Annotated in this window: 20 protein-coding genes and 2 pseudogenes; 9 read left to right on the top strand and 13 right to left on the bottom strand. The window is 37.7% G+C overall.

Going from position 1 to position 23,222, the window contains the following annotated elements; translation table 11 throughout:
- Positions 1-13: 13 nt before the first annotated feature.
- From MUW56_RS01655 to MUW56_RS01640, 4 genes are all read right to left on the bottom strand, one after another.
- A complete protein-coding gene (locus MUW56_RS01655) occupies positions 14-187 on the bottom strand; it encodes a hypothetical protein (RefSeq protein ID WP_292011546.1) in 174 nt (57 codons plus the stop codon).
- 91 nt (positions 188-278) lie between these two features.
- Positions 279-719 carry a hypothetical protein gene (locus MUW56_RS01650; protein WP_292011545.1) on the bottom strand — a complete coding sequence of 147 codons (441 nt, stop codon included), beginning with the start codon at positions 717-719 and terminating at the stop codon, positions 279-281.
- 23 nt (positions 720-742) lie between these two features.
- Complete coding sequence (locus tag MUW56_RS01645; RefSeq protein ID WP_292011544.1) at positions 743-1,486, bottom strand: YggS family pyridoxal phosphate-dependent enzyme; 744 nt, start codon at positions 1,484-1,486, stop codon at positions 743-745.
- Positions 1,483-2,202: an AAA family ATPase gene (locus MUW56_RS01640; protein ID WP_292011543.1), complete on the bottom strand. Its 720-nt coding sequence runs from the start codon at positions 2,200-2,202 to the stop codon at positions 1,483-1,485. Before MUW56_RS01640 ends, MUW56_RS01645 begins: the two co-directional genes overlap by 4 nt.
- Positions 2,203-3,362: 1,160 nt before the next feature.
- On the opposite strand from MUW56_RS01640, the gene MUW56_RS01635 reads away from it, so the two are divergent.
- A complete protein-coding gene (locus MUW56_RS01635; RefSeq protein WP_292015360.1) occupies positions 3,363-3,698 on the top strand; it encodes an SMR family transporter in 336 nt (111 codons plus the stop codon).
- A gap of 105 nt (positions 3,699-3,803) precedes the next feature.
- Here the strand turns inward: MUW56_RS01635 and MUW56_RS01630 are convergent, their stop codons facing one another.
- Genes MUW56_RS01630 through MUW56_RS01620 form a run of 3 tightly spaced genes read right to left on the bottom strand, consistent with a single transcriptional unit; the run spans position 3,804 to position 5,210 of the window.
- A complete protein-coding gene (locus MUW56_RS01630) occupies positions 3,804-4,565 on the bottom strand; it encodes a DUF6268 family outer membrane beta-barrel protein (protein WP_292011542.1) in 762 nt (253 codons plus the stop codon).
- Complete coding sequence (locus MUW56_RS01625; RefSeq protein ID WP_292011541.1) at positions 4,544-4,777, bottom strand: hypothetical protein; 234 nt, start codon at positions 4,775-4,777, stop codon at positions 4,544-4,546. The genes MUW56_RS01630 and MUW56_RS01625 overlap by 22 nt, the downstream gene beginning before the upstream one ends.
- Before the next feature lie 4 nt (positions 4,778-4,781).
- Complete coding sequence (locus tag MUW56_RS01620; protein WP_292011540.1) at positions 4,782-5,210, bottom strand: hypothetical protein; 429 nt, start codon at positions 5,208-5,210, stop codon at positions 4,782-4,784.
- Positions 5,211-5,400: 190 nt separating this feature from the next.
- Here MUW56_RS01620 and MUW56_RS01615 point away from each other — a divergent pair, with 190 nt between their 5' ends.
- The 3 genes from MUW56_RS01615 to MUW56_RS01605 are packed head-to-tail and all read left to right on the top strand — an operon-like array spanning position 5,401 to position 7,204.
- Positions 5,401-5,802 (top strand): hypothetical protein, encoded by a 402-nt coding sequence (locus MUW56_RS01615; protein ID WP_292011539.1) that lies wholly within the window; start codon positions 5,401-5,403, stop codon positions 5,800-5,802.
- Positions 5,802-6,482: a sensor histidine kinase gene (locus tag MUW56_RS01610; protein ID WP_292011538.1), complete on the top strand. Its 681-nt coding sequence runs from the start codon at positions 5,802-5,804 to the stop codon at positions 6,480-6,482. Before MUW56_RS01615 ends, MUW56_RS01610 begins: the two co-directional genes overlap by 1 nt.
- Entirely contained in the window at positions 6,482-7,204 is a 723-nt protein-coding gene (locus tag MUW56_RS01605; RefSeq protein WP_292011537.1) for a LytTR family DNA-binding domain-containing protein, read from the top strand. Before MUW56_RS01610 ends, MUW56_RS01605 begins: the two co-directional genes overlap by 1 nt.
- 2 nt (positions 7,205-7,206) lie before the next feature.
- Here the strand turns inward: MUW56_RS01605 and MUW56_RS01600 are convergent, their stop codons facing one another.
- Together MUW56_RS01600 and MUW56_RS01595 are read right to left on the bottom strand one after the other, a co-directional pair.
- On the bottom strand, positions 7,207-7,941 hold the full coding sequence (locus tag MUW56_RS01600; RefSeq protein WP_292011536.1) for a DNA-formamidopyrimidine glycosylase family protein: 735 nt from the start codon (positions 7,939-7,941) through the stop codon (positions 7,207-7,209).
- A 127-nt stretch (positions 7,942-8,068) separates the two neighbouring features.
- Complete coding sequence (locus MUW56_RS01595; protein ID WP_292011535.1) at positions 8,069-8,695, bottom strand: bifunctional 2-polyprenyl-6-hydroxyphenol methylase/3-demethylubiquinol 3-O-methyltransferase UbiG; 627 nt, start codon at positions 8,693-8,695, stop codon at positions 8,069-8,071.
- A gap of 427 nt (positions 8,696-9,122) precedes the next feature.
- Here MUW56_RS01595 and MUW56_RS01590 point away from each other — a divergent pair.
- Positions 9,123-10,478, top strand: a pseudogene (locus tag MUW56_RS01590) (deoxyguanosinetriphosphate triphosphohydrolase).
- Positions 10,479-10,613: 135 nt separating this feature from the next.
- On the top strand, positions 10,614-11,552 hold the full coding sequence (locus MUW56_RS01585) for an SPFH domain-containing protein (RefSeq protein ID WP_292011534.1): 939 nt from the start codon (positions 10,614-10,616) through the stop codon (positions 11,550-11,552).
- Positions 11,553-11,751: 199 nt separating this feature from the next.
- Here MUW56_RS01585 and MUW56_RS01580 read toward each other — a convergent pair whose 3' ends face one another.
- On the bottom strand, positions 11,752-12,366 hold the full coding sequence (locus MUW56_RS01580; RefSeq protein ID WP_292011533.1) for a DUF4377 domain-containing protein: 615 nt from the start codon (positions 12,364-12,366) through the stop codon (positions 11,752-11,754).
- A gap of 146 nt (positions 12,367-12,512) precedes the next feature.
- On the opposite strand from MUW56_RS01580, the gene MUW56_RS01575 reads away from it, so the two are divergent.
- Both MUW56_RS01575 and MUW56_RS01570 read left to right on the top strand, forming a co-directional pair.
- A complete protein-coding gene (locus MUW56_RS01575; protein WP_292011532.1) occupies positions 12,513-14,534 on the top strand; it encodes a DUF3857 domain-containing protein in 2,022 nt (673 codons plus the stop codon).
- Positions 14,535-14,715: 181 nt separating this feature from the next.
- Positions 14,716-15,177 (top strand): lipocalin family protein, encoded by a 462-nt coding sequence (locus tag MUW56_RS01570; RefSeq protein WP_292011531.1) that lies wholly within the window; start codon positions 14,716-14,718, stop codon positions 15,175-15,177.
- A 299-nt stretch (positions 15,178-15,476) separates the two neighbouring features.
- On the opposite strand, the gene MUW56_RS01565 is transcribed toward MUW56_RS01570, so the two are convergent.
- The 3 genes from MUW56_RS01565 to MUW56_RS01555 form a co-directional block, all read right to left on the bottom strand.
- The gene (locus MUW56_RS01565; protein ID WP_292011530.1) at positions 15,477-15,824 is read right to left on the bottom strand and encodes a DUF962 domain-containing protein; all 348 of its coding nucleotides are present in this window, start codon (positions 15,822-15,824) and stop codon (positions 15,477-15,479) included.
- A 158-nt stretch (positions 15,825-15,982) separates the two neighbouring features.
- Positions 15,983-17,665, bottom strand: coding sequence for an APC family permease (locus MUW56_RS01560; protein ID WP_292011529.1), 1,683 nt, complete (start codon positions 17,663-17,665; stop codon positions 15,983-15,985).
- A 104-nt stretch (positions 17,666-17,769) separates the two neighbouring features.
- Entirely contained in the window at positions 17,770-20,010 is a 2,241-nt protein-coding gene (locus MUW56_RS01555; protein WP_292011528.1) for a CocE/NonD family hydrolase, read from the bottom strand.
- Between the two features lie 245 nt (positions 20,011-20,255).
- Here MUW56_RS01555 and MUW56_RS01550 point away from each other — a divergent pair.
- Positions 20,256-23,218 (top strand): annotated as a pseudogene (locus MUW56_RS01550) (tetratricopeptide repeat protein).
- Positions 23,219-23,222: the final 4 nt, after the last annotated feature.

The following is a 23,222-nucleotide window of genomic DNA, read 5'->3' as shown; positions in this document are numbered from 1 at the left end:
ATACTTGTTCCTGTTATCTTCTTTTATAGGTGTAAGCTACCAATATGGCTACGCCTAATGTAACGCAGGTTATAATTGAAATCGTTTCAATTGAAATTTCACTTTTCATCTGTGTATTTTCTTTTTCACATGAAAAAAAGAATAATACTGCCATGAACAGGCAGCTCGATAGTAATTTTTTAATCATAAATGCATTTGTTTGGTTGTTAGTGTTTTATGAGCAAAAATTGTACCGAAATGATAAGCTGAAAGGAGACCGGTTTTAACAGAGGAATACTTTAGTTTTCGTTTAGATTTCTGGAAATTTTATCAATAACGGCATGATGCTGAAAGTAACTGACCATAGTGATAAGAATAAAAAATAAAGAAGGAACTATAAGTTCGATGATAAGATGGCGGGCAAAATTATATAAGATCAAAAAAAGGATACCTGAGTACATCAGATTCATTAGGATAGGATAAAAAGCCTCTATCTTATAGGTTAATGTTTTTGTGCTTTCATTGTAAATGAAATATTCTTTACCAGGCGATATCACCAGTGGAGATCTGCCTGAAAAGTCAAGTTTAAAGAGATTGTCTTCTCCGGTTATTATATTTTCTTCAATCTTTATATGATCTACCTTTCTTTCCACAAATGAATCGCGTACGGCATGGGTAACATTTTCTATTGTTTTTCCTTGTTTTATTTCTCTTTCGAAAGTATAGGTAAATGGGAACATAGGACCTTTTTTTATTATATACTTTACTGCTCTTCGTTTCTTCCTTCATCCCAGTAATACCTGTCCGGATAGAGTCTTGGCCCGAAGACTGCCGTACCTACCCGTACGATCGTAGCACCTTCTTCAATAGCTGTTTCCAGATCCCCGCTCATTCCCATGGAAAGCTCATTCATTTCAACGCGGGCAATATTGGCAAGGATAATCTCTTCCCGGAGGTTTTTCAGGATTTTAAAACATGCTCTCACTTTCTCTGTTTCAGCACTGAAAAGACCAATGGTCATTAAACCTTTTACCTGTAATGTAGAGAATTCGGAGACTTTTTGGGTCAGTTCAAGTGCTTTGTCCGGAACAACGCCGAATTTACTTTCTTCGTTTGAGGTATTCACCTGGATCAGCACATCCATGGTTCTGTTTTCTCCTAAAAGCTTTTGATGCAGTTTTTCCGCAAGGTCCAACCGGTCAAGAGACTGGACGCAGGTTACCCGATATTTCAGAATATCTTTGATTTTATTGGTCTGCAGATGCCCGATGAAGTGATTTTCGTGAGGTATTGGTTCTAAAGCTTCATATTTCTCTTTCAGTTCCTGTACTTTGTTCTCTCCAATTAAAGAATGCCCGTTTTCCAAAGCGATTTTGATTCGTTCTGCAGAAACAGTCTTGGTAGCCAGCAACAGCTTAACCTGATGCGGGTCTCTTCCTGACTTCTCGCAGGCATTCTTTATCCGTTCATCGATAATACTGAGGTTGTGGAGAATATCTTCTTTCATGACTGGATCGTTTCCTTAGCTTCAAGTTTCTTGATCAGGGCAGCCTTTACCGATGTAAGGGCATGGTCTTTAGCTTCTGCAAAAGAGAGGGCATATTTTCTTTCAATGTTTTTCAGATCTTCCGGGAACGGCCTGAGCAGCTGATCATAGAAAGTATCCAGGAATTCAGCGGAAGGCATTTTATAATTGATCTTTAGCTGAAAACGCCTCAATATTGCGGTATCAATAATTTCAGGATGATTGGTTGCGCAGAGTAACAATGCATTTTCAGGATAATAGTCGATCAATTGGATCAATGTGTTGACCAGTCTTCTCATTTCACCCACATCCTTATCATCACTTCCCCGTGCTTTTCCGATCTGATCCAGCTCGTCAAGGAAGAGAACGGATCTTTCTCTTGCAGCTTTATCAAATATCATTTTTATATTCTGGGAAGTTTCCCCGATACGCGATGAAACGATATTACTCAGATTGAGAATGATAATATTTTTACCTAAGACATTTGCTACTGCTTTTGCAGTCATAGTCTTTCCGCAGCCTGAACTTCCCTGAAGCAGGATCTTATTATTGACCGGTAAGCCGTACTCCTGTAATTCTTTAACGTAGGTATGCTCCTTGATGAGCTGTGTGAGCAGTTCTTCATTGGTTTCATCAAGAAATATATCATTGAAGTTGACTTGTTCTTTGTCCTGAATAATAAGATTGTACAGATTCATGATCGGCGTTAAAATAGTTAATTCTTAGGTACACCAAAGATAAGGCTTTATTGCATCATGTTTCAGCCTGAAAAAGAATAAAGGGATGGTCCAGGAAAATTTTCGCTGTTATGAACACGAATATCCGCCCAATAATAAAGAAAAGCCAAACAAACGTCTGGCTTTTTCTTTGGATATTAAAACTTGTTGTGAAACTAAGATCTTTCTGTTATGTTTTTGGGCCCTTTTACCCCATTGAGTAAAAGAGCGGAATCTGACGGATCAGACTAAAAACATAAAACAATATAATGAGTATAGCTATTCTATAGGCTTATTGTAATTTTTTAAGAATTAGTTTCTCTCTCTTCTTACTGTCATGAAATATGATGTGAACACTACTACACATGTTGCGATACCAATATAAGTTACCATTTTGTATTATTTTTAATTATTTGACTTTTTTTTATCAATCTTTCAATTGCAATATTACAGTTTTCAAATCACGTGCCAAAGTAAAATTTCATGATGTATATCAGTGTATTAGGGGTGTTTGTGTTTAGTAATTGATGATTTTTTGTTTACATTAAATTAATACATTATTGAGAATTTATTAATACTTTTATTATTCTATCTGTAAAATTATGTGAAAACGTTAACTGTTTAAAGACTTCTATAGCAGACTTGATAAAACAAATAATAAATAATGCATAGCATAATATTGGGATCCGGCTTCATTTTAGAGGGTAAATTTTTAGCGTAAAAGTGATTTCTATGTTAAGAAAATTTATTTTTCCGAATGTTTTTTTGTGCTGGAATTTTTGTCACCTGTCAGCTTTTATGACAAAATGTAATTCCTTTTTTATGACAAAACGAATAGAAAATGAGCATGTTACCTGACTTTAATCAGTTTGTTATTCATATGTTGGAGAATTAAATCGTGGAATTATATAGGTGTAAATGGTTTATTGATAATAAACTAGGTTTATTTTTTTCAAAGAACAGATGCCGTTGAAAAAGGTTAATTTCTATGAATTAATTTGTGGGATATTGAAATAACTCCTTATTCAGGGATGTTTTTAACTTAATGACCTGAGAGAACTGACCAAGTTTCTGTACATTCCATCATCATGATGAAGCAGATACCAGATCTGTTTTTATTACTTTTGTATAAAGAATCAACGATGGGACGCAGTTATATTTTCCTTGCCTTAGCAATTATATTTGAGATCATAGCCACCACTTTTCTGAAAAAATCTGAAGAATTTTCAAAATTATGGCCTTCCGTGGTGACTGTAACAGGATATGCCTGTGCTTTTTATTTCTTAAGTCTTACCCTTCGTCAGATTCCTGTAGGGATCACCTATGCGATCTGGTCAGGAGTAGGGATCGTTTTTATTACCATGATCGGAATTATAGCTTTTAAGCAGGTGCCGGACTTACCGGCGATTATCGGAATTGCACTGATTGTGGCTGGAGTTATTGTGATTAATGTTTTCTCAAAAATGGGAACGCATTAAGGGTCAAAAATAAAGCATCCTGGCTTTCTTTATCTGTCCGATCAATACAATGCCATTTTCTGAATGGGTACAGCATAAAAAGGCTATTGAATACTTCAGAAAATACTATTTCTTCCCTGATCTTCCAAATGGGTTATAAGATATCCCGGCGTTGAAATAAAATGACGGCTGATAGCTTGCTTCCCAAATATAATTTTTAAAAGATTCCTCTTTATTGAAAACCCGTGTGTTCAGTACTGTTTTTATTCCTGCCTTAAAAGTTCCCATCAAATTTCCCCCAAGGTTATGTTCATAGATGGCTCCTGAATTCAGGTCTATCTGGCGAAATTCATAAGTATTGTTATTATGATAGATATAATAAGAAGTGTTGTCCATTTCTGTTCCTATTGATACTCTTCCGTTGTTAGAAATATTCTTTCTGACCAGAATTTTTTTAGGAAGCAGGACGTCAAGTACCCAGCCGTTACTGAACCTGTTTTCATAGGTAAAGATGGGAAGTATGGGAATCTGCGAACTGGGGTCAATAATACCTGCCAGCCCCAGCATCATTTTAGTTTTTGAATTGGCTTTAAGAATCAGAGAGGCCGTCACCATTCCTCTGATCCGCTCAAAATGCTCATCGCTGCCATCTGTGGATAGACTGGCAGAGTAGATGGATGTTTTTCCTAATAATTTTGAGAAATAGCTTAGCGTAAGAGCTTCCGAATGATAATGAAAATCTCCGTGGGTACTGGCTGGCTGTAAAACCTCCGGGTTTTCGGTTTGTAGCGAAGTGTATCGATAGTTCAATGCTGTACTCAAAAGCCAGTTTTTGTTTTTAATAAAATAAATATTGGCATTGGCTTTCACCTGCTGAAAGCCTGCCACTTTATTGTCCGGTAATCTGCTGCCCTGAAGATGAGATGATGAAGTGTAAGGAGTAACAAAGGTGTAATCGATATTAAAATCCCGGGCCTGCGGAAACTTATCGGCAAAAAAGCACGTACCTTTATAGGAATGCTGTCTTTTTTTAGAGCATAGGCAATATTTTTCAGCGGAATCATGGCCAGGGGCACCAATGCTCTTCTCAGTGTTTTCATGGTTTTATTTTAGGGGTAGAATACTAGATTGAAAAAAGTTGAATAAAAAAATCCTGTCATAGAAGATATCCAGGCTGTTTTCGATGATGCAGTCAGAATGAGAGGCCGTTTCGTCAACAAAATCTTCTTCTACAAATACAAACCAAAGTTCTGAAAGATTGTACTTCCTTTTGAATTCTTCAGAAATATTACTATCAGGAAATGAAGAATATTTCAGATCATAAAATAAAATCCCTAGGGAAAGGTTATTCTGTTTTATAATATTAATAGGGTGGCGGAGGTAGCTGACGATCTCTATTTTCGGATCAAAACATTCTACAAAATGATGAAGGTCAATAAGCTGTATTACTTTTTCTTCCTGCTGGGATTCGGTCATAAAAAAACATTCTGATGTTATTTCTTCAGTTAATTCCTGAAAAGTGGCTAGTTCCATACGCATTTAATTAAACAGGACAAAGGAAGTGAGAATAGAACTGCATAGAATTATTTTTATACAAAACAGCCGGGATTTTATACGAAATCTGAAGGAATAGAATTGGTATAATAAAATGAAGGTTTTGTATAATATAATAGGTGTACATGATGGGATTGCCTATTTTTGTGGTCTTAAAACGGGTCGGATCATGATGAAATACAGTCCATGGAAATTTAAAGAAACCCCTGTGATCGATTTTCTGATAGAAAGTCGGTACAGGCTGTACAGGCACCTGCTGTTTCTGGTTTTCTTTTTCTTTCTGCTGTACAGCGCAAGGTTTTGGCATTGGTATTCCGGGACGTACCAGTACTATGTATTATTTTTTGTATATACCATATTGATTGCCATGGTATATATTAATATCTATGTATTAGTGCCCAGGTTTTTCTTTAAAGCACACTACATCAGTTACCTGGTATTGCTGGTCCTCATGGGAGTGGTGGGGCTGAATATCATAGCCTATGGATTTCACTCTTTTTTTCTGATTTTAGGGTTGAAAATATCCAGACAGATAATAACGAAAAAGGAGGAATCTATGAAGGAATACTGATGTGCATTCCTATTATTCTGACCACTACTACCGTCAAACTTCTGCAGAAATGGATCAATGATAATAAAAAAATCAATGAACTGAGTAATCTTACATTGAATATGGAACTAAATGAACTCAGAAATCAGATCAATCCGCACTTTCTGTTCAATATGCTGAATAATGTAAAGGCGCTGATCAGAACAGATCCTGAGAAAGCATCCGTCGTGATTGTAAAGTTTTCAGAGTTTCTGCGGTATCAGCTTTATGAAAGCGGTGAGGAAAAGACGTTGCTGACCTCAGAAATTGATTTTTTGTCTAATTTTTTAAATCTTGAAAAAATAAGACGGGAAAATTTCTCTTTTGAAATTCATACGGAAGCAGACAGAAGAACAATAAATACCTGTTTTATCCCTCCCAATCTATTTACAACCTTCGTAGAAAATGCAGTAAAACATAGTATTGATATCAGCGGAAAAGAATCTTATATTACAATAGAAATCGGTATTGAGAACAAAGAGCTCCATTTTAAATGTGTAAACTCCAGGAATCTGGATTACTCTGTTCTGGACAAAAAGAGCAGCGGACTTGGGCTTGCCAATATTAAGAGAAGGCTGGAACTTCTGTATCATACTACATTTGAACTCCGGATAGATTCCGGGGATGAAGAATATACCGTTAATTTAAAAATTCCAATATAATGAACTGTATTATCGTTGATGATGAACCCCTGGCCAGAGCAGAAATGAAATCGCTGATCAATGAAACGTCAAAGATGGAGATCCTTGGTGAGTTTTCCAATGCTCCGGCTGCCCTGGAATTTCTGAAGGACAATGATGCAGATCTTATTTTTCTTGATATTGAAATGCCTATGGTGACAGGTCTGGAATTTGCGGAAATGCTCCCTAACAGATCTCTGGTTATTTTTACCACAGCATATTCCCAATATGCCCTGAAAAGCTATGAACTTGAAGCAGTGGATTACCTGCTGAAACCCATTGATCCCCAAAGATTGAAAAAAGCTATTGAAAAAGCAGTCTTATATACAGAGCTTTTGTCTAAGGATACCATTAAAAACACCGTAGAATCTAATACGGCTGATTTTTTATTCATCAAAGCTGAAAGACGGTTTTACAAGATCGGCTTTTCAGATATTAAATTTATAGAAGGGTTAAAAGATTATGTAGTGATCCATACCAGGCAGCAGAAGCTGATTACCGCGATGAACCTGAAAACCATTCATCAAAAGATTTCCAGTGAAAAATTTATACGGGTCAGCAAATCATATGTGGTGAATGCAGACTCCATTGATTCATTTGATAACCATAATATCTATATCGAAAACTCGGAGATTCCCATAGGGGAAGTGTACAGGGCTGAATTTTTCGCAAAATATGCCGGTGGTTTTTTAAATTATGACTGATTTCAGTACCGTTTCTGATCTTTTTCACAGTAAAAACTTCGTCTTTTTCCCTTTCCTGTCTGCTTCTTGATGAGCTTTTGTCCACATATCGGACATGTCTTTTTGGTATGAACGAGCCAATGCTTTTTCAGGGTGAAATCCCTTTTCCAGTCCAGGAAATCATAGCTGTAATTCCTGGCTTCCTTAATCAGCTCTTTTCGTTTTTTGGCGGGAAGATGCCCTGTTATACTCTCAGGCTGGATTCCTGTTCTGAAAAGAACCTCATTTTTGATAATATTTCCGACCCCTGAAAAAATATCCTGATCCATCAGGGCATCACAGACCATCATTTCAGGGTTGGATTTCAGTTTTTTTTCTGCTTTCTCCGGGCTCCACAAGTCACTCATGACATCAGCTTCCCAATCTATAGCAGACAGATATTCTAGGTCAACAGGTTTTACAGAACACGTATAGAAATACATTCCATGGGTCGAAAAGACTAATGCTAAGCGAAGGCTTTTGTCCGGTTTGGTCTGTTCATCAATACTGTAAGATCCGAACATCAATAAGTGGATCCGGATTGCCGCCTTCTCAAAAACCAGATAAGTCTGTTTTCCGAATGTACGGATTTCAAGAAGAGTCTGGCCAACGAAAGGCTCTTTTTCAAATTTAGCATTCCCTGACGCTTCTGTTACTTTCTGACCGGCAAACTGTTGCAGGTTTTCTTTCATTAAAATTATGGATGGACCTTCAGGCATAGCTTTTATTTTTTGCAATAAAAGTTCAAATACCATTCCGTAAAGCGTAAAGTTGCAGTGAAAATCTATCTGCTTTTTTATTAAACAGGCCACAGTGATTATAACATGCTGTGGCCTCTACAGATGTCTATCGTTTTCTTCCCGTAAACCGGATCACAGAACCGGTTCCGTTATGAAACAGCCCTTCTTCAAGTTCCACTTCAGTTTCTGCCAATTCCAGAATATCATAGTCCGGGAAGTCGGACCTGATTTCATCAATGGAAAATAAAGATTCAATATCTTTAGGACCGCCGATTTTTTCATTTCGTGCGATATATTCAAGATGATTTTTGCTGAAGGCTTCGAAAATAATCAGACCCCCTTTACGGAGATACTGATCAAGCATTCTATGCATTGAAGATTTGATCTCAGCAGGGAAATGAGCATAGATAAGCGCTACAGCATCGAACTGTTGCTCCTGGTATCCTAATGCCGGTAATTCCCCAACCTTATAGTCGATCGTTACTTTATTTTCTTCTGCAAGTTGTAAAGCTTTCCTTTGACCTTCATAGCTGATATCAAATGCGGAAGCTCTCCACCCCTGCAGGGCGGCGTAAACAGAATTTCGTCCCTCGCCGTCGGCAGGAAAGAGAATGGATCCCGGATTTACCTGTTCCAGTTGTTGCCGTAAATAATTATTGGACTGTATTCCGTATACGAATTCTTCGTTGCTGTATCTCTCCTCCCATTTCTCAAGCCATGTATTGTCTTTCATTGGTAAACATTTTTTAATCAATTATAGGTAAGCTGAATTTTTAAGCTCTTTCAAAGGTAAAACGTTTTCTATTGTTTTGCCAGCGGAAAAAACAGTGAGTGGCATAGATTTTTTAAATAGGATTGTAGTCCATTAAAAAAGCTGCTCAATGAGTTCCTTGAATGGCACAGGAGCCGCTGATGGTATAATCGCCGGTTAAGGTTGTAGACTTCTTTTCAAGTTTTCTTCAAGATTGTCAATGATTTCCTATAGTTATAAATGCGGGCTTACCCCACAAATGGGAATGCATTATAAATAGGGTTAATATCAATCATTGCAGGAAATGGGTTAAGGCAAGTATATATCTTAAATTTATATAAAAAGCTGTTCTAATAAAAGTTTAAATACTATTCCGTAAAACTAAAATTTGGAGTAATTTTGAAAAATGATGAATTTAAACCAGATTTTTACCAATCAACGTACAGGAAACAATCCACATACCAAAGCATCAAGAACTGATTTTCAAAGGGATTTCGACAGAATTATATTCTCTTCTGCCTTTAGAAGGCTGCAAAATAAAACTCAGGTTTTTCCTCTTCCGGGAAGTGTTTTTGTACATAACAGGCTGACGCATTCTTTAGAAGTATCGTCGGTAGGTAGAAGTTTAGGAAGTATTATTGGTGAATTTATCGCTGAAGACTTTAAAAATGATCTTACTGAAGATTCGAGGAATTTTTATCTATATAATTTAGGAAATGTAATAGCGGCTGCATGCCTGTGCCATGATGTGGGTAATCCTGCGTTTGGACATTCGGGTGAAGATGCTATTGCAAGCTATTTTGAAAGGAATGAAAAAGACCTGAAAACAAAATTCAATGAAAAGGAATGGGCAGATCTGGTGAATTTTGAAGGAAATGCAAATGCCATCAGGGTATTGGCCCAGCAGCAGCAGGGAAAAGATGCCGGAGGGATCCAGCTTACTTTTTCTACCCTCGCCAGTATTGCCAAATATCCTTGTGAAGCCATTGCCAAGAAAAAGGGATTATTCACCGGAAAAAGTTTGGATTTTTCCAGAATGAAAAAGATATATTCCTTGAAATTGCCAAAGGAACTCAGCTGATTTCTGAAAGCGAAGAACCTCATATTTTCAAAAGACATCCTTTTGTATGGCTGGTAGAAGCAGCAGATGATATCTGTTACAACATTATTGATATGGAGGATGCTCACCGATTGGGAATTGTATCGACTTCCGACTGTGAAAATCTGTTTGTTGAACTGGTAAAGTCTGAAAGCAATGACATAGACCGGGTAAAAAATAAACTGGCTTCCATTTCCAACGAAAATGAAAAAATCTCTTACCTGAGGGCGAAAGCCATCAACGCGCTGATCAATAAGTCACTTGAAATCTATAAACAGAACTTTGAAACCGTCCTTCAGGGAAATATGGATAAGGCGCTTCTGGATGTGTACAAATCTGAAAACAGAGCTCTCAATGATATAGAATCTTTTTCCATTGAAAAGATTTATAATCACAAAGCCGTAGTGGAAATTGAAAATGCGGGGTATAAATGTAATGTATGAACTGCTGGATCATTTTATACCTTCCATTCTGAAACCTGACGAGGAAAGAAAGTCTTATGATAAAAAGGCGCTGAAGCTTCTTCCAAGACAGTTTGTATATGACAACGGAACAGACTATCAAAAAGTTCTCGGGATTATTGATTTTGTTTCCGGAATGACAGATAATTACGCTACCGACCTCTATAGAAAAATTAAAGGAATTGATATTGGAATGACCGTTTAGTTTAAAAATAAGTAGTATATTTATGAAAACTGTTTCAGCTTCCTAAAGTGTTTAAAAACAAACTTTTGGGTAAAATAAGCTGATTTGTTTTAACAAAACATGAATTATTACTACTTATTACTAAAAAATTAAACTATGGGTATATATCTGGCACCCGTTATTCTTTTCGGGCTTATTATTTTGTTTGCTTCGTTCTTTGTTGTAAAGCAGGAGACCGCGGTAATTATAGAACGTTTCGGTAAATTCCATGGAGTAAAACATTCCGGGCTTCACCTGAAACTTCCGGTTATTGATCAGATTGCAAAAAGATTGAATCTCAGAATTCAGCAATTAGATGTCATGATTGATACGAAAACATTGGATAATGTTTTTATTAAAATGAAAATATCGGTTCAATACCAGGTTATAAGAACCCAGGTTGGAGATGCTTATTATCGGTTGGAAAATCCTGAAAATCAGATAACCTCTTATGTGTTTGATGTGGTAAGAGCGGAAGTTCCCAAATTGAAGCTGGATGATGTTTTCGTGAAAAAAGATGATATTGCGATTGCGGTAAAAGGGGAACTGCAGGAAGCGATGCAAAGTTACGGTTATGATATCATTAAGGCATTAGTTACTGATATCGATCCCGATGAACAGGTGAAACATGCCATGAACAGGATCAATGCTGCGGAAAGAGAAAAAACAGCCGCAGAATATGAATCAGAGGCCCAGAGAATCAGAATTGTAGCCGTTGCAAAAGCTGAGGCAGAATCCAAGAAGCTGCAAGGGCAGGGGATTGCAGACCAAAGAAGAGAAATTGCAAAAGGGCTTGAAGAATCTGTAAGAATGCTGAATAATGTTGATATTAATTCCCATGAAGCATCTGCTTTGATTGTGGTGACTCAGCATTATGATACCTTACATTCTGTGGGAGCCAGCAACAGAAGTAATCTGGTTTTATTGCCCAACTCACCAACTGCCGCAAGCGGAATGCTGAATGATCTTGTGGTAGCGATGACCACTGCGAATACAGTAGGAGAGGCCACTAAAGGAAAATATCCCGATCCGCCGCAAAAAGAGTCCGGGTTTTAATATAAAAACAGAAGCCGTAAGAAGAAAGTTCCTGAAGTCTGGAAATATCAGGAATCAGTTTTTGAAGCTTAATAGATCTTAAAAAAAGATTGGTCATATGCTGATTCATCCTTGATCGTCTAAAAATGACTTCCGCTTATTCTTCCGTCTTCCGATCTCAATAAAAAAAGCTCCCGAAAAATTTTCGGGAGCTTTTTTATTATTTTTTAGTCTTGGAAACCTGTTTGATCAGGGTGTATTTTATGGATGAGGCATCTGCCGGAGGATTAGCGATTTTTTCAGTTTTTACCTGTACAACATATTCGTATCCCGGTTCATAATCGAATCCTTCAATATTGCTGTAGAAATGAGTCCAGCTGTCAGAGGCATTTTCTTTTACCTGTAAGCATTTCATGCGTCCTGCTCCTGCCGAGCAATCTACCGTCTGTGATCCTATAATAAGTGTTTTTTGACCGGCATCAGCGCCTTCTTTTTTCGTTTTGGAAACCTGCTTTACCAGAGTATACTTTATAGAAGATCCGTCAGCGGGCGGATTGGCAATTTTTTCGGTTTTTACTTTTAAAACATATTCATACCCCGGCTCATAAGTAAAACCTTCAATATTGCTGTACAGATGAGTCCAGCTTTCAGAATTTTTTTCTTTTACCTGCAGACATTTCATTGGAGCTACTCCTGTACAGTCTTCTGTTTGCGCCCCTACGATGAATGTTTTTTCATCAGCAGCGGATGCTCCGGCGGTAGTTGTACATTGTGTCATTGCAAATAATGCTAATGCGGGAGCTGCCCCTTTTAGAACTGTTGCTATACTTTTCATAAACTTGATTTTCGACTTACCTCGCAATTACCATGCCGAAACTTTCCGTGAATTGTCGCACTTCTGCTATTGTTTTTTACTTTTTTAATTGTTTAATTTGAGGTCCTTAATGATTTATAACCAAAAAATACAATTATTAATACAATATGGATAATCAAATTCAAGTTGAAAATTATAAGATTCAAAAGCCTGAGGCATGGGCGGGAAATATTGGAGATCAGGAAATTATAGACAGAATTAAGGACTCTGAATTTGCCGGAAAACAGATTGATGAAGGCCGGGATTACTGCTATTTTTTAGATAAAAAATATTATACAAGTAATAAAGAAAACAGTGAGTATGTCTGCATGGCCTATACACTGAATGAGCCTGGAAACTTAGAAAGAGCCTCTGTTTCTGATGTTGTCGTAGAAGAAAATGAAGTGTACCAAATCCATAGGATCAGCGTGCTAAGGGATGGGGTGCTGATCGATAAAATTCCAGATACGAAAATTAAAGTATTGGATAGCGAGAACCAGAGCAGCGGAGGCGTGCTGAGCAGTAATAAGAAAATCAATATTACGATCAGGGACCTTAGATTATATGATGTGCTGATTTTAGAAGATTCCCGGATCAAAGAGTTTACAGACCGTGATTTTCTTAGAAAAGAGTTTTCGAAATATGTTTGGGTAAGCCCGGATAATTACTGGGCATATGGTCATTTTAAATTCACGTTCATCAATGAGCGGGAGCAAACGATAGCTTATAAAAAAACATTCTTCAGAAATGAGCAGGGGAATGTTTTGGACCCTGAAATCAATGATCTGAAGAAAGGCGAGCGTTTTGTGATTGAAGAGCATAACTATATTAATCCTGTAGATTCCGGGCGTGAAATTTTCCCATACGTAGATTTTGCGACCAAAAGTACCTGGAAAGATCTTTCCAACTATATTGTCCCGATCTATGAGGATGTTTTCACTAAGGCTTCTTTAAAAGATTTTGCTCCCAATCTGGTTGAAAAGCTGGATGCTGTCGCCAACCCGGATGAAAAACTTCAGTTTGCCATAGAATATGTTCAAAATTATATCTACTATATCTTCAATGCAGATGAAATGAACGGACATAAGCCTCAGGAACCATCCCTAACGTATGAGAACAAGCAGGGAGACTGCAAGGCAAAATCGGTTTTGCTGAAAGTGATTCTCGATTATATCGGAGTGGATGCATCAGTGGTGCTGGTCAATTTTAATACCGACTATTATATTAAATATTATCTGCCATCTCTGTTAAGTTTCAACCACGTTGTGGTAAAAATTAACTATAAAGGGCAGGAGTATTTTGTAGACGCTACAATCCGTGATGAATTCGGATTGATTGAAAACAGAGGTTTTATGTACTTTATGCATTATCTGGAAGTAAAGAGAGACCAGGAACTACAGGTTAGAAAGCCTTATAAATTTCCTTATTACTGTGTGGATGAAAAAGTGGATTTCAATGTAAAGGGGAACACAGGAATCCTCAACTTGATCACTACCTATAAAGGAAACCGTGCCAATGCTATGAGGAGGTATTTCAAAAGTACCCAAAAAAGAGAGATCATAGACAGCTGGAATAATTTCCTTTTTTACAGTCTTAATTATTCCAATGACAGAAACGGGACTGATATCCGGCATATATTCAAGGATGCATCTATTGATATAGTGAGTGATGATAAAAAATTGAATGAAGTTAAGATCCAATATACCGCTACAGTTGAAAACCCTTATTATGTAGACCCTCAGAATAACCGTTTTCTGATGTATTTTGACCGGAATGTAGTGAAAGCCAGTGCAAGGGATTTTATGCATAAAGACCTTCCTTTCTGGCATAATTTCGATAGTGAAAAGTATGAGATCAATTTGTATACGGATCACAAAATTGACAGTGAAGAAAAGTATACCATTCAGGAAAGTACCATAAAGAATGCTTATCTGGATTACAAGAGCCGTAAGAAAGTGACGAAGAACGGGGCCAGTGTGTATATAGAATCCAATCCTTTGGTCAATCTTGAAATTCCTCAGAATGAGTTTGAACAGTTCAGAACTGATCATCATACAGTGGCAGACAGTAATTTTGGACTGGGGATTGATATTATAGAGCCGGGACTGATGAACAGGCTTAAATTTAGTTTTAAAAAAAGGTTTAAATAAAAGCCCAGACTCATAGTTTTTGAGAGACTTCTTGTTTTCGGGCGGCAAAGCCGCCCGAAAACAAGAAGTCTACCCTGTATTGCTCTCATCCGAGATTATTTTTGAGGGAATTATTGATTGGGAGAGCATGAAGATGAGGATGGCCGAGACATCAGAATAATAACAGAAAAAGAAATAAGAAATGATACGGATACTGCTTTCCCTTAGCTGCTTTTTATCTTTTCCCTCTTTGATGAGTTCCCAGAAATTAAAGAAAGAAGATGTTACAGGATTCTGGAAGCTGAAAGAAGCTGGATTTTATGAGGGCAAAAAGAAAGTGATCAAAGATTTTGATAACTGCCGCTTAATGAGAAATTATGCCATCCGGGAAGACGGCTTTGCAGTGTATAATTATGCAGAAGGGAGCGTGGGGGATTGCATGCCATCCGAACCAAGGCTTTCTTTCTGGAGAGTGGTAGAAAACAGAATCCAGTTCTATGTGGATGATAAACATATTCTTGAAGAAGTAATAGTGACTTTAAATAAAGATAAAACGATGACTTTTTCGAGCTATATACCTGAGCGGATTAAAACTGAAGGAGATCCTGATACAGATCTGTTCATCAATACGATCCATTATGATATTCTTGAGAAACAATACTGATTATGAATAGTAATCTCTTATAATATTTGATTTTCTTGTGCCTTAAAGCAGTATGCTGTTTAAAATTCCCGGACCTTTGCGTTTACCCTACAAGATCTCCCACAGCTCTTTCAGATTCTGCAGATTTGTAGAAAAGCTGTCAATGGAAGCTGTTATAAGATATGAAGAGGAGGGTAGCAATGCCGGTGAAAATATGCGCAGTATCTGCCATTCCGAAAAAGATCAAAGCTCATTTTTAGGATTCGCAAAATGTATATTCACAAGAGGGTAAGCATTCAAATACTTTTCTTAAGATCAATCTATTTTTCCGCAGATTGGTTGAAAGGCTGAGTATTCATTTCCTTAAATTTCTGTTTACCGATCAGCAGTTCAAAGAAGAGCCTGAAGTCTGAAATTAATGACCATAAAGGATATTTAAAGGTGGCCGGTTTGTTCCTTTCAATCACTGCATGGCTGAACCACGCAAAGCCATATCCCACGATTGGAATATACCATAAAAACCTTTCTTTTCCTGAGCTGATGACATACCCGATGACTACAAATACGAGCAGGGTTCCAATAAAATGAAAAATTCGTGTTCCTGTTTTACTGTGCTCAGTAAGGTAGAACTGATAAAACTCTCTGTATGTTTTTATTCTTTCAGACATGGAAGCATTAGTTTAGGGTTTCTGTAGGAACTATAGCAATAATTTTGCCGATTTTTAATCAGAGGTAAAAAAAAAAAGGCAAAACCGCAAATCAGTCTGTCCATAGGGTTCGACCTTTCTGCCATTTTGCCTTTTCGCTGCTTTGCTTATAAGTAATCTTAGCTCTTCTTTAATTCTTTTCCAAGTTTACTGTTCTTATAGCCATAACAGAAGTAAATGACCATGCCGATCAGGAACCACATTCCAAACCAGAACCAGTTTTCATGGCTCATTCCGGTAAGAAGGTATAAACATGAGCTTAAACCCACTAACGGGATTAAGGACAGGTTTTTCACAAAAGTCAGAATACATAAAACCAGATTGATCAGGATAAAAAAGAAGATGGAAGCCCTGAATTCACCTTCTTTCGCATCCGTCCAATCCATCAGGTTATGGAAGAATTCCGGCTGCCAGTAATAGAATGCAATTAAGCCGCCGATGAAGACAACAGGAAAAATTATTTTACCGTTTATATACGGGAGGTGAAATCTGCCTTTAATCTTTTCTTTGGCAGGAAGAACAAGAACTCCGGCACACACTAATACGAATGCGAAGATCGTTCCGATGCTCGTAAAATCCAGGATGAACGTTTTATCTGTAAATAAGATCGGAATTCCGACTACGATACCTGTAACGATGGTGGCAAAAGAAGGTGTTTTGTATTTTGGATGGATGGTCAGGAACTTCTGAGGCATCAATCCGTCACGGCTCATAGCATACCAGATTCTGGGCTGTCCCATTTGGAATACCAATAATACAGTGGTAATCGCAACGATGGCTACGAAGGAAACTACCAGTTCCATCCAGGCTACATTAGCATTGGTTTTTTCAAATATAAAGGAAAGCGGATCACCCACACCGTCAAATTTTTTGTAGTCTACCATACCCGTTAATACCAAAGTAAGGGCAATATAGATTACGGTACACAATACCAAAGAGATTATCATTCCTTTTGGAAGGGTCTTTTGCGGGTCTTTTGTTTCTTCCGAAAGAACGCTTAGGGCATCAAAACCAATATAGGCAAAGAAGACCCCTGAAACAGCACTCATGACTCCGGTGAAGCCGTTCGGCATAAAAGAAGGACTTCCTGTTGACGGACTTATTGGCGTCCAGTTGTCTGTATTGATATAAGCAAATCCCACGAGGATTACCAACAGGATTACGCCTAATTTTAAAAGTACCAGTGAGTTGTTGAAATTTTTACTTTCTTTTACTCCTACATAACAAAGCCATGTAATCAGTCCGTTGATCACCAATGCCGGGATATCGATGATGAATTTCAGACTTCCGATCAGTGGAGCGGTATTCCAAGCATTGAGTAATTCTTTATTTTCAGAGCCGTTGTGAAAGGCTTTACTGGCTTCTGTATAGCTGCAGGTAAGATAATCCGGGATATGCATTCCCAGCCGTCCTAAAAAGCTGGTGAAATAATCTGACCAGGAGAAGGCTACATAGATATTTCCAAAAGAATACTCCATGATCAGGGCCCAGCCGATAATCCAGGCAATCAGTTCCCCGAAACTTGCATAGGCATAGGTATAGGCAGAACCTGCCGTAGGGATTCTGCTGGCAAATTCAGCGTAACATAAGGCTGTAAATCCACAGGCAAAACCACAAATCAAATATAGCAGAATAACACCGGGCCCACCTCTGAAAACGGCTTCTCCCAAACTGCTGAAACTTCCAGCTCCAATAATCGCCGCAATACCAAAAAATACAATGTCCCATACACCTAAGACTCTTAAAAGTCCTGTCGAAGTATCTGTATCTGAATAGATTTTTCTTCTAAAAAGTTGACTCATTCAATAACTATATTTGATTTGAAAAAAAGCAAATGTAATGATTTTTTATTTTGATGTTAACAGTCGTTAAGAACATTTAGGTAAAAATGCTTAGTCAAAAGGCTTTAGTCTTTATAAACAGGTATTTCCACATAGCTGTCATTGTACCATCTGACTTCCAAAGGCTCCCCGGAATCCTGTATGGTTTCATCACTTACATCCTTGCCGGTCCCGTAATTGATCTGCCAGTTAGGACTTTTATTGACTCCTACGAGTAAAAGCAGCTTACTTCCTTTTTCTATTTTTTTGCTGACAAATATTGAATGATGTATGGGGATCTGTTCGATTGTATTCGGCTCCAGAAGTTTTCGCACCGCACGATCTCTGGCATAGCTTGCTCTCGCCATATGAGTGGACAATAAAAACGATTTGCCGTCCGGCTGTATCTGGTATAAATAAGTATTTGTATCAAAATCTTTTTTGTTAATGGAAACATTGAAGAATCCGGATAGATTTCCACTGATAATGAGGTCATGATCCAGCACCTCACTCTCAAAATAAATGGAATTGGTTGTTTTTATGCTGTCTTTTTTACTCACCATATAGTAAGTGTCTTTCTTATTCCGGTCCTTAAAATCAACGGCTTGTTGGGTAAAACTTTTATGATTGGGTTTATCAAAAACGGATCCTCTGTTTTTACGGTCCTGAAGGTAGAAAGAAAGGCTGGTGGTGTGTACTTTGTCGAGATCGGGAACATGTTTCCAGGTATTGGTATTCATAATCTGAAAATTGACTTTATCTTTTAAAATTTCAGGTTTCTTCCCGTTTTTCAGGATATAATCAAACCACGAGAAAGCGAGGTCATCAATGCTTATTCTAGCAGCAGGGTCTATGGGATTACCGTTAACATAAGTAAATCCAAAGCTTTGGGCTCCTCCATGGTTATAAGGCCCTATGACCATATAATGCTCTGCATTTTTATTGTACTTATAATGTTCTTTAAAATAATAAAGAGCTCCTATCTGGTCATCGTCATAATATCCTGTAGTGGTTAAGACAGGAATATTGATTTTAGAGAAATCTTCCTGATAGGGGACCATTTTCTGCCAATACTGATCATAACCGGGATGGTCCAGCCATCGTTGAAATATGTTGTTAGGCTTCCCACTTATGGAATCCAACGCCCTGAATGATTTTCCACTTTTATACCAGGCAGTATTGATAGAATCCCATTTGGTGAAATTGGTAAAATCAGCTTCATCGGTGTATTTATTATTGGTGACATAATGGATCCATTGCAGCATATAGCTCATAAATATATTATTTTGAGCAGGATAATCGATCCCAACCCCTACAGCCACTTGCGGGACAATTGTTTTTAGGGCCGGATGCAGTTTTTTTACAGCGGCCCACTGGCTGAAACCTAAATAGCTCCCGCCCATCATTCCCACTTTTCCATTGCTCCAGGGCTGCCTGCTCAGCCAGTCTATCACTTCATAGAGATCCCGGGATTCATATTCAAAAGGGTTGTTCTCATCATTGCTGTTTCTTTTGCCGCGGGTGTTCACAACAGCGCCCACATAATTATAGCTCGCCGCTCTTTTCCCGATGTAGGCATCAAGCTGGCCGGCATAGATATTATTGGTAAGGATGACAGGAAGTGGAGAGGGATTCTCTTTTTTTCTGACAATAGTGATGGCAAGGGTATTTCCGTTTTTTGTTTGAAGATTCCGGGTTTCAATGATGAATTTTGCCTGGTCTTTAGCCTCCAGCAATTGCATGATTTGCGGTTTGATGCCCGAATAGGTTTTATAATTTAAGTAGCTTTTACATAATGCTAAAGCTGAATTATAATCAATACTGTCTTTACCCTTTTGTTTATCCAGAGCTTTTTTCAAATTTTTTCTGTAATCATTTACGTCTCCGTCCACCATCATTTTCACCTTGGCCTTCAAGGGGTCTGTAAGGCTTTCATATTTTTGGGTAAAAACTTTGGACAGGGCATTTTTAAAAGGTATATGGAGGTTATTTTCAGCTATTTTAGCCAGGCTGTAAAACTCATAGCCAATGAATCTGTTGCCTGCCATATTGTGATCTGCATATTGGCTGCGGTAATCAGATAGGGTTTCGATCGATTTTGGGTAGTCTTTAGCGACCATCTGTAGGCGGAAAAGATTGTCCAGGAAGTCGAGTTTGTTTGCCGTTTGCCGGTTTACCAATTGATGGCGGGTGATCACCTGCAGTGCCAGACCCTGCATTTGTTTCTCTAAAACAAGGGAGTCTGTCACAGCTTTTTGGGGAAAGTGAAATTTTTGAGCCTGCATCAGGTTTACAAAAATTAATGCTAAAAGTATCTTAATTTTCATGTAATGGTATGTTTTTAGCTGCTGTAGAAAAAGTATCAGGTCACAATATATTTTTGATACCTGTTTACTGAAATTGTTTCAATTTTATCAGACTAAAGTAATAAATTTTATCATTAAACAGTGAAAACTTTTTATTGTTGCTGAATTGGCATTTTAGGTTATTACATCTGCTAAAACTTGCTTAAACAATAAGTTTTTAATATTTTCGTTAACTTATTTAGACTAATTTTCTTATATCAAGAAGAATGAAATCAAAAAAAATACTTTTAGCGGCTGCTGTGATCTATTTCGGAATCTCCGATGCTCAACAGTCCCAATATTTTACCCAGAAAGAAAATTATAGATTTAATCTAGCTGAAAATCTCTATCAGACAAAAATATACAACGCTTCCCAGTATGAATACGCAAGACAATATTTCTACAATCAGAATCTGTCCCGTTCAAAAAAGGAAGCCGCACAGTTTTTTGACAATGTGATCGGAGTAATTCTTCAGAAAAATCATGCTGAGGATGGGTTGACAGCTTTCATGAAAGAATATCCAAATTCTGCGTATTTTGCTCAGGCGAATCTCCCGTTAGCCGATTATTATCTGGCTAAGAAAGATTTTGATAAAGCGTTGGAGACTTTGAAAAAAGTAAATCAGTACCAGCTTTCAAAAGAGGAAAATACCCAGTATATTCTAAAATTAGGATATGCCAAATTCATGACCGGAGATTCTAAAGGAGCAATAGATGCCCTTGAAGAGGCTTATAAATCTGCTGATCCTTCCCAAAAGGAGATATTGCTTATATGCTGGGTCATTTGTATTACAGCAGCAGGCAAAATGATAAAGCTTTTCAGTATTTTGACTCTATAAAAGATCAGGATAAGTTTTCAAAGCTGGTGCGTCCTTATTATGTACAGATGTACTATAATGACAAGAACTATGACCAGGCTATTTCTGAAGGGACTGCTTTACTGAACGAAAATATTTCGGATTCTTATAAAGCTGAGGTCCATAAGATCATAGGGGAAAGCTACTTCATGAAAAATGATTATACTTCAGCCTATCCGCATTTGAAAGATTATCTGAGCGTACAGCAGAATCCATCAGAAAACGATTTATACGAGATGGGATTTGTTGCTGCTCAGCTGAAAAAATATGATGAAGCGGTTTCTTATTACAACCAGCTTCTTAACAGCAATTCAGCATTAGCACAGAATGCTTATTACCAATTGGGAAATGCTTACCTGGCGGTAGATAAAAAGCAGGAAGCACTTTCGGCATTCCGTTCTTCATACCAGATGGATTATGACGCCAAAGTGAAAAAACTGGCCCACGAGCAGTATGCTAAATTAAGCTACGATATCGGTAACCCGTTTGAAAGTCCGTCTGCGGTAATCCAGAGCTATATTAATGGAAATCAGAATGATGCCAATGCTTCGGAAATGAGATCATTGCTGGTGAAATCATATCTGTATTCAGGAAATTACAAAGAAACGCTGAATGCGATCGACAGGTTACAGAGTTCTACTCCTGAAATCAATAAAGTAGATCAGGAAGTTTCTTATTTACTGGGAACGGAAGAATTCAACAAAGGGAATTATGATGAGGCGGAGAAATATTTCTTAAGAAGCCTTGGATTTAATATCAATAAAGAATTTAACAGCAGGGCTTTATACTGGCTGGCACAGGTATATTATCAGAAAGGGAATTATCCGTCTGCCATTGCCCGTTATGAAAAACTTCTTAACGAAAACTTCCCTGAAAAACAGCAGCTGCCTTATGATTTGGGATATGCTTATTTTAAATCTAAGAAATTTGATCAGGCGGCTACTTATTTCAAACAATATCTGGCCAATCCGAAACCTGAGTTTAAAAATGATGCAGAACTTCGTTTGGCAGATATCCATTATGCCAATAATGACCTGAACGAAGCGATTGCCATTTATGATAAAAATGAAGATGCTACAGATTATACGCTGTACCAGAAAGCAATGGCTTTAGGGTTTAAAGGAGATACCCAGGCGAAGATCAATAATTTAAAAAATCTTTTATCTAAATATCCGGATTCTGAATATTACGATGATGCCCAGTATGAAATAGGAACAGCGTACGCGGCCCAGGATGATTTTGCCAATTCCAATGATTATTTCGGAAAGGTGATCAAAACATCCTCAGACAAAGATCTGATTGCCAATGCATCGATCTACAGGGCACAGAATTATATCGACCAGAATCAGAATGACAAAGCACTTTCTGAACTGAAATCTCTGGGTGAGCAGTACAAAAATACTGCGTATGCTCAGAAGATTGTTCAGGCAGCAAAACCGATCTTTACGAAAAACGGGGATGTTTCAGGATACGAGAACTTTGCAAGAAACATTGGTGTAAACGTGGATACTGCTGAAATTGATGAGATCAACTTATCTACAGGAAAACAGTATTTCGCGAAGAAAGACTACAAAAATGCAATTTCCTATTATGAGAAGTACCTGACACAGAATCCGACCGGAGAAGGTCTTTATCAGGCGAAATATGAACTGGGAGAAAGTTATTATCAAACGAACAACTCAACGAAAGCTTTGCTTGTTTTACAAGAGGTGGCGGGTGTTCAGAATGATTATCAGGATGATGCCCAAACCCGTCTGGCGCAGATCTTCATTGCTCAGGGGAATACGGCAGAAGCCAAGAAATATCTCGAAGGAATTAAGAACTCTTCCGATATCAGTATTAAAAATTATGCAAATGTTGAGCTGATGAAGCTGTATGCAGATGAAAAGAACTTCTCTGAAGCTGAAAAATTAGCAAATGCGGTAATTGCCAATTCTAAAAACTCGGCAGCGGTGATTGAAACCGCAAAAGTAATCAAAGCAAGAAGTCTGATGAATTCAGGAAAAGACAAAGACGCACAGTCTGCTTATGTTTCTCTTGAAAAATCATCCAACACTTCGGTAGCGGCAGAAGCACTGTATGCAAAAGCGTATTACCAGAATAAAGGAAAAGCTTTCAAATCTTCTAATGAGACGATCTTTAAGCTTGCCAATAATTATGCATCAGAAGAATATTGGGGAGCCAAAGCATTGGTATTGATGGCTAAAAACTATATCGGTCTGAAGGATAACTATCAGGCAAGTTATACCTGTGATCAGATCATTGCGAACTATAAGGACTTCCCGGAAATCGTAGCAGAAGCAAAAGACGTTAAAAAGCAGATTAAGAAATAGGAGA

It is taken from the genome of Chryseobacterium sp. (assembly GCF_022869225.1).
Lineage (GTDB): Bacteria > Bacteroidota > Bacteroidia > Flavobacteriales > Weeksellaceae > Chryseobacterium.
The sequence above is the reverse complement of the archived record's forward strand: the minus strand, read 5'-3'. Positions and strand labels throughout refer to the sequence as shown.

Excerpts from the sequence above, each read along its gene's own strand:
- MUW56_RS01655 (WP_292011546.1), bottom strand. The coding sequence starts at position 187 with ATGATTAAAAAATTACTATCGAGCTGCCTGTTCATGGCAGTATTATTC.
- MUW56_RS01650 (WP_292011545.1), bottom strand. The coding sequence starts at position 719 with ATGTTCCCATTTACCTATACTTTCGAAAGAGAAATAAAACAAGGAAAA.
- MUW56_RS01645 (WP_292011544.1), bottom strand. The coding sequence starts at position 1,486 with ATGAAAGAAGATATTCTCCACAACCTCAGTATTATCGATGAACGGATA.
- MUW56_RS01640 (WP_292011543.1), bottom strand. The coding sequence starts at position 2,202 with ATGAATCTGTACAATCTTATTATTCAGGACAAAGAACAAGTCAACTTC.
- MUW56_RS01635 (WP_292015360.1), top strand. The coding sequence starts at position 3,363 with ATGGGACGCAGTTATATTTTCCTTGCCTTAGCAATTATATTTGAGATC.
- MUW56_RS01625 (WP_292011541.1), bottom strand. The coding sequence starts at position 4,777 with ATGAAAACACTGAGAAGAGCATTGGTGCCCCTGGCCATGATTCCGCTG.
- MUW56_RS01620 (WP_292011540.1), bottom strand. The coding sequence starts at position 5,210 with ATGGAACTAGCCACTTTTCAGGAATTAACTGAAGAAATAACATCAGAA.
- MUW56_RS01615 (WP_292011539.1), top strand. The coding sequence starts at position 5,401 with ATGATGAAATACAGTCCATGGAAATTTAAAGAAACCCCTGTGATCGAT.
- MUW56_RS01610 (WP_292011538.1), top strand. The coding sequence starts at position 5,802 with ATGTGCATTCCTATTATTCTGACCACTACTACCGTCAAACTTCTGCAG.
- MUW56_RS01605 (WP_292011537.1), top strand. The coding sequence starts at position 6,482 with ATGAACTGTATTATCGTTGATGATGAACCCCTGGCCAGAGCAGAAATG.
- MUW56_RS01600 (WP_292011536.1), bottom strand. The coding sequence starts at position 7,941 with ATGCCTGAAGGTCCATCCATAATTTTAATGAAAGAAAACCTGCAACAG.
- MUW56_RS01595 (WP_292011535.1), bottom strand. The coding sequence starts at position 8,695 with ATGAAAGACAATACATGGCTTGAGAAATGGGAGGAGAGATACAGCAAC.
- MUW56_RS01585 (WP_292011534.1), top strand. The coding sequence starts at position 10,614 with ATGGGTATATATCTGGCACCCGTTATTCTTTTCGGGCTTATTATTTTG.
- MUW56_RS01580 (WP_292011533.1), bottom strand. The coding sequence starts at position 12,366 with ATGAAAAGTATAGCAACAGTTCTAAAAGGGGCAGCTCCCGCATTAGCA.
- MUW56_RS01575 (WP_292011532.1), top strand. The coding sequence starts at position 12,513 with ATGGATAATCAAATTCAAGTTGAAAATTATAAGATTCAAAAGCCTGAG.
- MUW56_RS01570 (WP_292011531.1), top strand. The coding sequence starts at position 14,716 with ATGATACGGATACTGCTTTCCCTTAGCTGCTTTTTATCTTTTCCCTCT.
- MUW56_RS01565 (WP_292011530.1), bottom strand. The coding sequence starts at position 15,824 with ATGTCTGAAAGAATAAAAACATACAGAGAGTTTTATCAGTTCTACCTT.
- MUW56_RS01560 (WP_292011529.1), bottom strand. The coding sequence starts at position 17,665 with ATGAGTCAACTTTTTAGAAGAAAAATCTATTCAGATACAGATACTTCG.
- MUW56_RS01555 (WP_292011528.1), bottom strand. The coding sequence starts at position 20,010 with ATGAAAATTAAGATACTTTTAGCATTAATTTTTGTAAACCTGATGCAG.